The 12551-nt window shown below is 61.3% G+C and carries 13 protein-coding genes; 3 read left to right on the top strand and 10 right to left on the bottom strand.

The annotated features are described in order from the left end of the window. Positions 1 to 16: 16 nt before the first annotated feature. Positions 17 to 577, top strand: a complete 561-nt coding sequence (locus ACIQWP_RS20240; RefSeq protein WP_402791138.1) for a GNAT family N-acetyltransferase — start codon at positions 17 to 19, stop codon at positions 575 to 577. Between the two features lie 67 nt (positions 578 to 644). On the opposite strand, the gene ACIQWP_RS20235 is transcribed toward ACIQWP_RS20240, so the two are convergent. After that, positions 645 to 956, bottom strand: coding sequence for a hypothetical protein (locus ACIQWP_RS20235; RefSeq protein WP_402791135.1), 312 nt, complete (start codon positions 954 to 956; stop codon positions 645 to 647). Between the two features lie 392 nt (positions 957 to 1348). Between ACIQWP_RS20235 and dinB the strand changes: the two genes are divergently transcribed. Continuing rightward, positions 1349 to 2446 carry a DNA polymerase IV gene (dinB, locus tag ACIQWP_RS20230; protein ID WP_402791132.1) on the top strand — a complete coding sequence of 366 codons (1098 nt, stop codon included), beginning with the start codon at positions 1349 to 1351 and terminating at the stop codon, positions 2444 to 2446. Between the two features lie 94 nt (positions 2447 to 2540). On the opposite strand, the gene ACIQWP_RS20225 is transcribed toward dinB, so the two are convergent. The 5 genes from ACIQWP_RS20225 to ACIQWP_RS20205 all read right to left on the bottom strand — a co-directional run bounded on the left by ACIQWP_RS20225 (position 2541) and on the right by ACIQWP_RS20205 (position 7798). After that, the gene (locus ACIQWP_RS20225; protein ID WP_402792070.1) at positions 2541 to 4391 is read right to left on the bottom strand and encodes a cytochrome c biogenesis protein DipZ; all 1851 of its coding nucleotides are present in this window, start codon (positions 4389 to 4391) and stop codon (positions 2541 to 2543) included. Positions 4392 to 4409: 18 nt separating this feature from the next. Then, positions 4410 to 4898 carry a peptide-methionine (R)-S-oxide reductase MsrB gene (gene msrB, locus ACIQWP_RS20220; protein WP_402791129.1) on the bottom strand — a complete coding sequence of 163 codons (489 nt, stop codon included), beginning with the start codon at positions 4896 to 4898 and terminating at the stop codon, positions 4410 to 4412. Between the two features lie 153 nt (positions 4899 to 5051). Then, positions 5052 to 6281: a DUF2325 domain-containing protein gene (locus ACIQWP_RS20215; protein WP_402791126.1), complete on the bottom strand. Its 1230-nt coding sequence runs from the start codon at positions 6279 to 6281 to the stop codon at positions 5052 to 5054. An 85-nt stretch (positions 6282 to 6366) separates the two neighbouring features. Next, positions 6367 to 7011 carry a pyridoxal 5'-phosphate synthase gene (locus tag ACIQWP_RS20210; RefSeq protein ID WP_402791123.1) on the bottom strand — a complete coding sequence of 215 codons (645 nt, stop codon included), beginning with the start codon at positions 7009 to 7011 and terminating at the stop codon, positions 6367 to 6369. 10 nt (positions 7012 to 7021) lie between these two features. Further along, positions 7022 to 7798 carry a class I SAM-dependent methyltransferase gene (locus tag ACIQWP_RS20205; RefSeq protein ID WP_402791121.1) on the bottom strand — a complete coding sequence of 259 codons (777 nt, stop codon included), beginning with the start codon at positions 7796 to 7798 and terminating at the stop codon, positions 7022 to 7024. A 170-nt stretch (positions 7799 to 7968) separates the two neighbouring features. Here ACIQWP_RS20205 and ACIQWP_RS20200 point away from each other — a divergent pair, with 170 nt between their 5' ends. Then, on the top strand, positions 7969 to 8859 hold the full coding sequence (locus ACIQWP_RS20200; RefSeq protein WP_402791119.1) for a LysR family transcriptional regulator: 891 nt from the start codon (positions 7969 to 7971) through the stop codon (positions 8857 to 8859). 5 nt (positions 8860 to 8864) lie between these two features. On the opposite strand, the gene ACIQWP_RS20195 is transcribed toward ACIQWP_RS20200, so the two are convergent. The 4 genes from ACIQWP_RS20195 to ACIQWP_RS20180 are packed head-to-tail and all read right to left on the bottom strand — an operon-like array spanning position 8865 to position 12466. Further along, positions 8865 to 9596 carry a molybdate ABC transporter substrate-binding protein gene (locus ACIQWP_RS20195; protein ID WP_402791116.1) on the bottom strand — a complete coding sequence of 244 codons (732 nt, stop codon included), beginning with the start codon at positions 9594 to 9596 and terminating at the stop codon, positions 8865 to 8867. Beyond that, positions 9593 to 10381 (bottom strand): ABC transporter ATP-binding protein, encoded by a 789-nt coding sequence (locus tag ACIQWP_RS20190; protein WP_402791113.1) that lies wholly within the window; start codon positions 10379 to 10381, stop codon positions 9593 to 9595. Before ACIQWP_RS20190 ends, ACIQWP_RS20195 begins: the two co-directional genes overlap by 4 nt. After that, on the bottom strand, positions 10371 to 11405 hold the full coding sequence (locus ACIQWP_RS20185; protein ID WP_402791110.1) for a FecCD family ABC transporter permease: 1035 nt from the start codon (positions 11403 to 11405) through the stop codon (positions 10371 to 10373). The genes ACIQWP_RS20190 and ACIQWP_RS20185 overlap by 11 nt, the downstream gene beginning before the upstream one ends. Further along, complete coding sequence (locus tag ACIQWP_RS20180) at positions 11402 to 12466, bottom strand: ABC transporter substrate-binding protein (protein ID WP_402791107.1); 1065 nt, start codon at positions 12464 to 12466, stop codon at positions 11402 to 11404. Before ACIQWP_RS20180 ends, ACIQWP_RS20185 begins: the two co-directional genes overlap by 4 nt. Positions 12467 to 12551: the final 85 nt, after the last annotated feature.

Genomic DNA, 12551 nt, shown 5'->3' with positions numbered 1-12551 from the left:
AAATTCGGGTTCGATCATGAAGCAGGATAAAACAATCATCGTTCGCCCGTCACGGGAGAGCGACGTCGATGCGATGCTGGCCATCTATCGTCGCCACATTCACCGCGGCATCGAGGCTGGGGTTGATGATAGCGACACGCCGCAACCGGACGACCTGCGCGAAAGGCGCAAGAATCTGAAGGATCGCCGCTTCCCGCATGTGGTTGCGGTCGAGGGCGAAAAAGTCTTGGGCTATGCCTATGTGGTTTTGTTCCGCAAGCGTCCGGCCTATCGCTACACCGTCAAGCACTCGATCTATGTGCATCACGACCATGTCGGCCAGGGCGTCGGGAGCCTGCTCATGCGCGGGCTGATCGATGCCTGCGCAGCGGCTGGCTTCCGGCAGATGATCGGCTATATCGACGCCGACAACGCCGCATCGCTCGCTTTGCACGAACGCTTCGGCTTCGTTCGCGTCGGTCTGTTGCCGGCGGTTGCCTATCGTTACGGCCGCTGGGCCGATACCGTGATGGTCCAGCGCTCGCTTGGCCCCGGCTCGACGACGCAGCCGCCTCCGCCGCCGCTCTCCACCCGCTGAACCAGCAGAATCGGCGCAGTGATAAAGTGGTCGCAAGCTCTGAGCTGGTCGCTACAAAGAACTATGCCTATCCCGAGCGCCGCATCGGAATGGGCCTGAACCCCGCCACGAAATCAAAGATCTTCGATGAAGACATCTCACAGGGCTTGAGAGTGAGCCTCGCTCCGGAGAGCATGTAGAGATTGAAGCTGACGACGTCGGTCCCGCCAAGCTCTTCACCGTAGAGCCAGATCCGCTTCCCGTCGGCCGACCGCCTGACGGTCACGCCCCAAGGCTGACCTTGAAAGCGGCCCTCCATATAGCCGTCGGGTAGCTGGGAGAGAGCATGTCCGAATGCCGGCAATTCGCCGGGCTGCAACTGTGCCGCGTCATTCGTCATGGCGCCAAGCATTCGTCGCATATACCGCAGCCGTCTTCATCCATCCTCTTCGTCGATCGCATCCTTCGACAGCAGAGACACGCCGTGCAGTCCCGCCCGGATTCCTCATCGCGCTCGGGCGGCAGGATCTCCATATGCAGGTCGGAAAGCGGATCGATTGCGAGTTGGCCCATCTTGAGGCTCCGTGTGGGGGACCGACAACAGATAGGAAGCCTTGAGCGCATCTCAAGGTGGCGTCCGCGCCATGCCTGGCGCAGAGCGATTGCCGGTTCTTTTTGGCACGGCGATAGAGCCGGTTTGATATCGTCATCAGGGATGATATGTTCTGCATTTGTTTCAACCCCGCCAATTGAGGCCCATACTGAACTTGCAGTTTGATGACCGAGACCACAATGAACGATACGAACTCTAATCCAGTCCGAAAGATCATCCACGTGGACATGGATGCGTTCTATGCATCGGTCGAACAACGAGACAATCCCGAGCTGCGCGGCAAGCCGCTTGCGGTCGGCGGGTCGGCAGCGCGCGGCGTGGTGGCCGCTGCAAGCTACGAGGCCCGCGCCTTCGGCGTCCATTCGGCGATGCCTTCGGTCACCGCGAAGCGGAAATGCCCGGATCTGATTTTCGTGCCGCCGCGCTTCGACGTCTACAGGGCCGTCTCACAGCAGATCCGCGAGATCTTCGCCGAATATACCCCGATGATCGAGCCGCTATCGCTGGACGAGGCCTATCTCGACGTCACCCAGAACCTCAAGGGAATGGACATCGCCACCGAGATCGCGCTGGAGATCCGCAGCAGGATCAAGCAGGTCACCGGGCTCAATGCCTCGGCCGGCATTTCCTACAACAAGTTCCTCGCCAAGATGGCGAGCGACCTCAACAAGCCCAACGGCCAGGCTGTCATCACGCCGAAGAACGGGCCGGCGTTCGTCGAAACGCTTCCCGTCAAGAAATTCCATGGCGTCGGGCCGGCGACCGCCGAGCGCATGCACAAATACGGGATCGACACCGGCCTCGATCTGAAATCGAAATCCCTCGCCTTCCTGCAGGAGCATTTTGGAAAGGCCGGCCCCCATTTCTACGGCATCGCCCGCGGCATCGACGAGCGCCAGGTGAAACCCGACCGGGTTCGAAAATCCATTGGCGCGGAGGATACATTCACCGAGGATATCGACGATCTCGAATTGGCGACGGCAGAGCTGCGACCGCTCGCGCAGAAGGTCTGGCGCTACTGCGAAACGGGCGGCATCAGCGCGAGGACGGTGACGGTAAAGATCAAGTACTCGGACTTCACCCAGGCGACACGCAGCAGGACAAGCCCCTTTCCGATGACCAACGCGAGCGACATCCTCGAAGCTGCATCGGCGCTTCTGGCAAGCGCCCACCCGTTCACGCGGCCAATCCGGCTGCTTGGCATCACGCTTTCGTCTCTGACGAATGAAGAAGCGGACGATGGTCAATCGCAGTCCCAGCTCGATTTCGGGATCTGAAGGGGCCGACCTTCCTCCCATCGACCGAGATCGCGACCTAATCTCTTTTCCCGGCGTGACCGAACAGGCGGGCGAGAAAAGCCAGGCCGTTTCCTTAGCCGAAGGTGAAGGCATAGGCTTGCGCGCCGGGGTCAAGGAACTTGATCTCGAACGTATGATCCGAAACCGGACCGCTCGCACGGACCAGCTGATAGAGCCTTTGCCCGGTCACCACGCCATTGCCGTCTGCGTCGGTATCGACGCCGTGGTTGTCGCCAGGCGCCTTGCCATCGACGGTGATCTGGAAGCGTATCGGCTTTCCGTCCGACGATGGTCCAAGCACCAGATGCAGATCGCGGGCGTGGAAGCGGTAATAGAGGCGTGTTTCGGCGCTGTTCGCGGTCGCTTCCTGCGGCCCGACGGTCCAGTTGCCGGCAAGGCCCCATTCGTTGAGTTTCGGCATCGCCGCGACATAATCGTGAGCGGCGTCATTCACCGTGCCGGCATCATCGGCGAAATTCTGCGAGCGCAGATAGCCGACATAGGTTTCCGGCGACTGGACATCCGCCTCGTCGGAGGCTGCCTCGGCGCCCGTCGCCTTCACATTCACGATGTCGCTGGAGACATCGCTCTTGCCGGCTTCGGCCAGGAGCTGCTGGATCACCCTTTCCGACTGATCGTAATCGCCTTCGCCGAAATGATGGTGGCGCACCTGCCCTTGCGCATCGATGAAATAGTGGGCGGGCCAATATTCATTGTCGAAGGCGCGCCAGATCGCATAATTGTTGTCGATCGCGACCGGATAGGTGATGCCGAGATCGGCAATGGCCTTCTTCACATTGTCGACGTTCTTCTCGAAGGCAAATTCCGGTGCGTGCACCCCGATGACGACAAGGCCCTGATCCCTGTACTTCTGCGCCCATGCTTCGACATAGGGAATGGCGCGCAGGCAATTGATGCAGGAATAGGTCCAGAAGTCGACAAGGACGACCTTACCCTTCAGGCCGGCCGCGGTCAGCGGCGGCGAATTCAGCCATTGCACCGCGCCGTCGAGCGAGGGAACCGAGCCTTCGACCGGCAGCTGAGCCACAGCCGGCTTTTGTGTCATGGCCATCGTCATGGAACCGCCGCCGGCTGCTCCATCCGGCTTTGCGCTCATCATCATCTGGTTGGTGGCGCTCATCATCGCACCGCCTTCATTCTTCATGACAACCGATGAGGGCTTATTTGGCTCCTGAGCGTGGAAACGGTCGACCAGGTTCTGCTCGAGCGATGCCGTGCTTGCGAGCGACGCCTGCGTCAGCAGGCCGGTGTCGAGCCCCATGGCAATCGCGACGACCGCGACCAACACGGCAACGCCGACGCCGCGGCGCAGCCATTCGCCGACGCCAAGCGATTGCTTCATCGCCTGATAGACGCGACCTCCGATCAGAAGCGCGAGCGCGAGCGATGTGGCGGCACCCAGCGCATAGGCGAGCAGCAGCAATGTCGTGCCGACGCTCGCCCCCTGCAGCGCGGCTCCCGTCAGGATAAGGCCAAGCACAGGGCCGGCGCAGGGCGCCCAAAGCAGTCCGGTCGCCACGCCCAGCAGCAACGATGCGGCAATCGCCGAGCCGCCGCTGCGGCTTGAACGATCGGCGGACTGTGACAAGCGCGCGCCGAGAGAGACCAGCGGGCGTGTCAGATAGTCGGAAAGCGCAGGAAACAAAAGGATGATGCCGAAGATCGCCAGCAGCACGAGCGCCGCGTAGCGTCCGTATTCGTTGGCCGCAACAGCCCAGCCGCCACCGAAGGCTGCAAGCGTCGCAACGGCAGCAAACGTCGCCGCCATGCCGATCAACATCGGTAGCGTGCTGCGCAGGAAAGGTTGGCCCGCCCGCGCGAAGACGAATGGCAGGACGGGCAGGATGCAGGGGCTGACGATCGTCAGAACGCCGCCGAGATAAGCAAGGATAAACAGAAGCATCATTCGGTCTCTGATCGTTCAGGCTGCAACTGGATGAAATTTCATGGCGACGCCATTCATGCAGTAGCGAAGGCCGGTCGGCTTCGGACCATCGTTGAAGACATGCCCGAGATGGCCGCCGCAGCGAGTACAATGCACTTCGTCGCGCACCATGCCGAAAGACGTGTCGCGCGATGTTGCGACTGCCCCATCGAGCGGCGCCCAGAAGCTTGGCCAACCGGTGCCGCTCTCGAACTTGGTGGTCGAGGAAAATGCATCCTGGTCGCAGCCGGCGCAGGCGAAATTGCCCTTGCCATGCTCATTCAGCAACTCACTGGTATAGGGGCGCTCCGTGCCCTCTTCCCGGAGCACGGCATATTGGTCCGATGTCAGAATCTTCTGCCATTCCTCCTCCGTGTGGGAAACGGGGAAAATCACCGGGGTCTTGGCAGCGGCGGAACCGTAACCCAATCGCAGGCCGATCGCACCGAGGACCGTTGCCAGAAGCACTCGTCGTCTGTTCAGCATCGCACCGTTCTCCTTCAGCGAATACGCGCCGGCTTGCAGAACACCTATCCGCAACCGGTTGTGCAGGCGGCAAGTCCCGCCGCTATGGATTACGGAAGAGGGGGCCATCTTGTTACACACGTGCCGGCGGGAACACTGAAACGTGATCGTCCTTCACTCCGCCGCCAGCGGCTCGGCAATCACGGCAGCGAAGCTCGCAAGGCTTGCCGAGCGCAGCGGCAGATACGGTTTGTCGCTCTCGCGGCAGAGCCGCTTCACCATATCGGCGGCCGAATGGCTGATGCAGTCGACCGGGAAAACGGCCGATGACGCGCGCCCGACCATGGCGGGCAACAAGGAAAGGTTATCCTCAACACCGCCATCGTGAAACAGCAGCTCTATGTTCCGGCTTTCGGCCAGCTTTCGCAGGCGATCGAACAAGTTCGGGCGGCCGCCGACATAAAGCAGCGTGCCATGACCGTCCGAACTCGTGACAGCAGCAGGATCGGCGGCGACGGCAATCGTTGCCTCAAGCAGATCCAGCTCGCGCTTCAAGGCCAGGTTCTCCTCGGCAAAGGCGAACGCTTGCGACTGGGCATCGGCAAGCTTCGTTTCGGACTGCGCAAGGCGCTTCTCATAGGCCTCCGCTCGCTCCTCGGCTGCCTGCAGCTTCTCCGACAGCCTCACTTCCTGTCGCTGATCCGCGCTTGCAGGGAAGGTTTCTCCGGCAAACGCCTGCGCGCGCCTCAAACCTGCCTCAAGCTCTTCAATGCGCTTTTGCAAGAGGATATTGTCTTCAGCTGCCGCCTGGAGGCGCGCTTCCTGGCGAGCGATCTTTTCGTCTCTCGCCTCGACGTCCAATTGCAGCCGGCGCAGACGCGCCAGATCAAGTCGGCTGGAGCTGCCGACGAGGTGCGACAGCATATGCACTTCGCCAAAGATATCGTTCATCAGCGGGCGACCGCTGGCCGGGTGGCTCATGACAGCCCAATAGGCTCCCGATATATCGCCGTCATCGACGGCCCTGTCCCATTGTGCCTTGATCTCGACCGGCGTCGAAAGCTTTGAAAACTGCTTGAGAATGCGCTCGTGGCGACGGTCCAGCGCCTTGTTCAGAAGCTTGGCCGCAATATCGCGCTGGCCGGCGGCCCGCACACCACGACTATGCAAAGCATGGTCGGTCGCCGTCTTCGTGTCGATATCGCCCACCTTCGCCAGCACCTGCCGCAACTCCGTCGTCGTCAAGCATGTGCCGACGATGGAGCAATGGAACATCGGCGCCAGTTCCCAAGTCTTCAGACGCTGGGTCCTGACGGAGATTGTGGAAGCAGCCGACCGTTCGTCGGGGTGCTGTTCGACGATCGGAAGCGCAAAGGGCCGTTTGTGATTGAGGAGAACCGACATGTCCGCACTAGCGTTATATTTCTTCGAATATTACGCTAGTGCTTCTTTCGCCATCAGGCAAGCCCGGCCATCCCGACCGGGGCCGTTAGGGCCAGAGCCGTTCCTTCAACCAGCCGGCCTTTTCCCGCCGGTATCGCAAGCGTTGGTGACGGCGCTCGGCGTCGCCCTGCCAGAACTCGACCTCATGCGGCATGACGATGAAAAGCGCCCAGCCCGGTGCGACGAGATCGGGCTCTTCCTGCAATCGCCTATGCTGCAGGGCCAATTCGTCGTGCAGTTCCTGCGACGAGCCAAGCACCTCGCTCTGCCGCCCCGTCAGCGCGACCGCCTTGGCGCCGGTTGCGCGCGCACGAAAATCGGCATAGCGCTCATGGGCCTCGGCCTGAAACGCCATGCCGCGCAGCCGCACCTGCCGCCCGAGCTGCGGCCAATAGAAGGTCAGCGAAACGGAGGGGTTGGCGGCGATCTGCCGGCCCTTCGGTCCCCTGCCCGTCGTTGCAAAGTGCCAGCCCCGCCGGTCGAGGTTCTTCAGGATGAGAACGCGGGCATCCGGCGCGCCGTTCTCGTCGATGGTGGAAAGCACCATGGTATGCGGTTCCATGATATCAGCCTCGATGGCATCGCGCAGCCACGCGGAAAACAGGTCTCGCGGCTCGTCGGGCGTCAGATCCGCCTCGAACGCCGGAAACGGCCCAGTCAGCGACTTCAGTAGGCGCAATTCGTCCCTCACGGCATCCTCCTCAAGGCGTGGCAACAATGAGGCGCAGCGAGCCTTCGAAGAAAGGCTGGGCGCGAAGGGCGCCATAGCGGCGATCCCAGGAACCATCGGCCAGATCGCGGCCAAGCTCGGCAACGAAACGATCACCCACGGAAGAATCGACGAAGCTCCATGCGGAATTGGCAAGCCGTGCGCCGGGATCGAGCATTCGTTCGGGCCTGCCATAATAGGCCTCGCCGAAGCCATCGATGCAATTCAGCGGGATCGGCACTGCCTTGATGTCCACATCGTCGCCAAGGGCGGCCGCAATCGCATCCATAGCCGGATAACGTCTTGCCTCGACGGCAATCATTTCAGGCGCATAGACGTGCAGCCATGACCGTTCCAGCAGGTCCGGATCGCAGCTTAACACCAGCACAGGCCCGCGCGTGACGCGTCGCATCTCGCCGAGCCCCCGTCTAAGATCCGACCATTGATGCACCGTGAACGTCGCCATCGCGGCATCGAAGCTCTGATCAGCAAAGGGAAGATGTTCAGCCGTGCCGTCGATCGCCACGGGAAGATGTGCCGGCCGCTGGGTACGCATCGAGGCGGAAGGCTCGACGGCGGTGACCTGTCGATCGACCGGCTCATAGGAGCCCGCCCCGGCGCCGACGTTCAACACGGTTCCAGCATCGCCAAGTGCGGCGCGGATGAATTCGGCAATATGGGGGTCCGGTTGGCGGTAATTGGTATAACCCGATCCGATCACGCCGTAATTCGCGTCGCCTGCGCTACCATCCTGATGTCTGCTTTGCATTTCCGTCTCCGTTGTATTTGGGACAAAGCTTCGCCGAACGCGAAAATGCCGTTGCATCGCCGCATCGTTGTTCCGTGTTCACATCGCCCATTCGTTTCGGTGGCAAAAAACACGTTATTTTCCCGAAAGAAAAACGATATGTTCGAACACTCAATGTTCGGAAAATGCACATGGCCAGACGAATTCCCTCTCTGAATGCGCTGCGCGCCTTTGAAGCGGCCGGCCGGCTCGGCCGCATGACGCTTGCCGCAGACGAGCTCAATGTGACGCACAGCGCCGTCAGCCGGCAGATCCAGCATCTCGAGGAAGTACTCGGTATTCCTCTTTTCGAAGGACCGAAGAACCGGCTGAGGCTCACTGAAGGCGGGACAACCCTGCTGTCCGGGCTGACGGCGGCATTCGACCAGATGGATCTATCAGTGCGCGCCGTGGCCGATACTGAAGACGGTCAACTGGATGTATCTTGCCCCGGCACCTTTACGATGCGCTGGCTCATTCCCCGCCTCTATCGGTTTCAGGCAAAATATCCGAACATAGAGGTGCGCCTCTCGGCCTCGTCAAAGCCCGTGGACTTCAGCCGGGACGGCTTCGATGTCGCAATCCGGGTCGGCACCGCGCCATGGCCGGATGGAGCCGATGTGATCTTCCTGTTTCCGGAACAGACCGGCGCGGTGTTGTCCCCATCGCTCTTGGCTGAGACGACCCCTGAGTTCGGTGGCCTGCCTCAGCTTCATACCCGTACAAGGCTGCGTGCCTGGGGCGACTGGCTTGCCCGCTCAAAACGGTCGGTCGCGACCGGGCCGCGCGTCGAATACGAGCATTTCTACTTCATGCTCGAGGCCGCCAGCGCCGGCCTTGGCGTCTGCGTCGCTCCGTGGCCCTACGTCAGCGACGATATCCGCTTCGGCCGGTTGATGGCGCCCTATGGCTTCCTGGAAAGCGGCCACGAATACGTCGCCCTTCGCCGCGCCCGCCGGAACCGGAAATCCGCCCTTTTCTGCGAATGGCTGCAGAACGAGGCCGAGGTCTATCTGCACTCCAGCACGCCTCCGGGGAGCTGATATTCTCAGCCGACCGGAGAAAAGCCGGCTTCGCTCAAGATCTCCTGCCCTGTCGGCGACAATAGAAAGTCCCGCAGCTCTCTGGTTTCGACATCGGCATCCTTGCAAATTGCCATGCCGTATTCGATGAGCGGCTGAAACTCATCGGGGATATCGACGATGCTGAAAGCCGGATCTGCGGAAAGCAGGCGCGCATTCGAAGAATAGCTCATCATCAGATCGACCACACGATCGGTGATCAGATAGCCACCGCCCTTGCCTGCCGGCGTCGGCGGCGAATTGCGCCCGCCCACCAATTGCTGCGAGCGGGATCTGATTGCCTCGCCCTTTCCCGGATACCGGGCTTCGATACGGTCGAAAACCTCGAAAGCATAGTCGCCGCCCGGATCGTCGCCCGGTGTGGACGTGCCGATCCTCACGGCGGGACCGGATAGGACCGTGAGAAAATTCTCCGTTGTCAGGCCGAGATCGGCGCGCGCGAGCACACAGAGCCGATTGCGGGCAAAGCAGACCGCATCCTCCGCAAGCCCCATCGAAACAAGCCGCCGCGGGTGCGCCATATTGGCGGATGCAAAGAGATCGAACCTGGCGCCTGTTTCGATCGTTTCGCGCAATAGTCCCGCAGGCCCGAGCGTCAGCGAAATGCCAATGCCATATTCATGGCCAAAAGCATCGATGATATCAGGAAAGGCATGGCGCAGACTGCCGGCGGACAAGACCTGAACTGCATCACTCACGGGCGATTTCCTTTCCTGTCTCTTTGTCGGAACAGCGGCACGAACGCGGTCTCGACAAGCTCGCCATTGCCGAGCGTAGCCGAGCGGACGGGAATACCATAAAGCGCCTCAAGATTATCCTCCGTCATCACGTCGTCGTTCGCGCCGAAGACAGTTCTTGCCTCGTCGAGCATGAGCAGCACCTTGTCGGCGACGGCAACCGCATGGTTCGGCTGATGCGTGGTGAAGGCAATCGCCAAGCCCTGCCGATCGGCAAGCGTGGCGAGCAGCGACAGCACCACATCCTGGTTTTTGAGATCGAGCGCCGAGGCCGGCTCGTCGAGCAGCAGCACGGCGTTCTCGCCGGCCAGCGCCCGTGCGATCAGCACCAGTTGCCGCTCGCCTCCAGAGAGCGCTTCGATGTTGCGTTGCGCGTAGCCGACCATGCCGGTAAGATCTAGCGCCTCCATGGCTTTCTCGACATCGACCTTGCGGGGTGTCTGGAACAGCCCGATGTGACGGGCACGGCCCATCAGCACGACGTCGAGCACGGAATAAGGGAAGGAGCCGGAAAACTCTTGCGGCACGAAGCCCGTTCGCGGGTTCAGGACGATGTTGCCGGCGCTTGGCTTCAAGAGCCCCGCCAGGACGCGCAGCAAGGTCGACTTGCCGCGACCGTTCGGCCCGAGAATGGTCGTGATCTCGCCGGCACGAAGTTCAAGATCAAGCTCGCGGAACTGCCAGCGTTCGCCGTCATAGGATTGGCTCGCCCCTTCGACACGCAGCTTGACCGGATCAGAGACCACGGGCGCCTCGCTGGGTTTGCCTGAGCACCAGCGCAAAGACCGGCGTGCCGATCAGCGCGGTCAGGATGCCAAGTGGGATTTCGGAGCTGGTCGCGGTCCGCGCGATCGTGTCGATCACAAGCAAGTAAAGCGCGCCGATCAGCAGGGATGCCGGCATCATCACTCGATGATCAGGCCCCACAAGCATGCGGGCCATATGCGGCACCACAAGGCCGACCCAGCCGATGATGCCGCTGACGGCAACCTGCGCCGCGACGATAAAGGAGACGAGCACGAGGATCAGCCAGCGTAGCGGCTCGACATTGACGCCGAGCGCGCGCGCATCCTCGTCGCCGATCGACAGGAGATTGATGCGCCAGCGTAGCCCGAGCAACAGCAGGCTGCCGATCACGACAGGCGCCGCGATCAGCCAGAATTTCTCCCAGTTGGCCGTTGCAAAGCTGCCGAGCAGCCAGAACACCATCGCGGGCAACTTGTCTTCGGTGTCGGCGAGATACTGAACGAGGCTCACCAGCGCTCCGAAAAAGCCGCTCACCACAACGCCGGCAAGAACAAGCGCGAGAATATTGCGGCGGGCAACGATACCGTTCAGCGCATAGACGATCACGAGCGCGGAAAGACCGAATGCGAAAGCAGAGCCAAGCAGGCCGTAACGTGAGAAGTTCAACAGGATGGCAAGCGTGCCGCCGAAAGCAGCCCCGGAGGAAACGCCCATCACCTGCGGGCCAACCAGCGGATTGCGAAACACCCCCTGCAGCGTCGCGCCCGAGAGGGCCAGGCCGGCACCGGCGAGCAGCGCCAGCAGGATACGCGGCATGCGCACGGTGAAGACGACATTCGCCTCCGTCGCCGTAACCGGCACTGCCGGCGCCGAGATCGGCGACCACAGGATTTCCACGACCCGCAGGAATGGAATGTCGTAACGGCCGACGCCCAGCGAAACGACAGCGATAATCACAAGCAGGATCGCCAGTACCGCGATCGTCGCTCTAGGCCCGTATCGGCTGGAGGCCACCGCGCTCATTGCGCGGCGCGGTAATCGGTGCGGTAGAACTCCTTGTAATAGGCGTCGGCTTCCTTCTGCATGTCGATATCCTTGAAGCGCTCGGGATACAGCTCTTTCGCCATCCAGAGTTCGCCGAGCGCCATGGCTTCTGGCATCGGATAGCCCCAAGCCTTGGCATATTCCGGCATCAAGTAGATGCGGCCGCTCTTGACGGCATCGATGGTCTGCCAGGAGGGTGCCTTCTTGATCTCATCCACGACGGCCGGATAACGCTCCTGAATGAAGATGACGGCGGGGTTCCATGTCAGCACGTCCTCCATCGTCACCTGCTTGAAGCCGCTGATCGAACTGGCGACGTTGCGGGCGCCGGCGCGCTCCATCATCAGGCCGGTATATTTGCCGCGGCCATAGGTCGTCAGATCCGGATTGGCCATATAGACCGGTACGCGCTTGTCTTCCGGGATATCGGCGAGGCGATCGGCAACGAGCTTGCGGGTCTTCTTGGTGGCCGCAATCATCGCCTCGCCCTTGTCCTTGCGCCCGAGAACATCGGCGATGAGGCGCACGCCGGTCGCAAAACCGGCATCGATCGCGACAGGCTCATCCTTGACGGAGGGATTGAGCTTGACGGCCTCTTGCGGCGGCACGTCGAGCAGCGAGATTGCGACGACGGAAAGACCGGCGTCCTCGATCTGCTTCACCATATCGGCCGGCGCATAATTGGTCACGAAGACCACATCCGGCTTCAGCTTCAACAGCTCCTCGATATTCACCTTGGTCAGGCCGCCCGGCATCGGCAGATTCGGCAGCTGCGGCGCCAGCCGTACATAATTGGCGCCAAGCTGCTTCTTCCATTCGTCAAGTACGCCGACGACCTTATCCATCGCATCGAGTTGAACCGCGATGTTGAGCGTCTGATGCTGCAGGATGACGACGCGGTTGACGGCATCGGGAATATGGACCTGACGGCCGATCTGATCGGTCACGACACGGTCGGCCCAGGCGGGAGAGGAAATTAGCAAACTACTGAAAATGATAGAGATTTTAGCGATAAAAAACAGATGGCGGAGCTGGAACATGGGATTCTCCTGAAATGGTCCCAACCGCTATCATTATATTTCTTGGTATACAACGATCGCCAATCCGAAAACCGGGTCGCGAGCG

The organism is Rhizobium sp. NPDC090279, assembly GCF_044769665.1.
In the GTDB taxonomy this organism is placed as follows: Bacteria; Pseudomonadota; Alphaproteobacteria; order Rhizobiales; family Rhizobiaceae; genus Rhizobium.
Note: the sequence above shows the minus strand (reverse complement) of the source record. Positions and strands in the feature narration are given on the sequence as shown.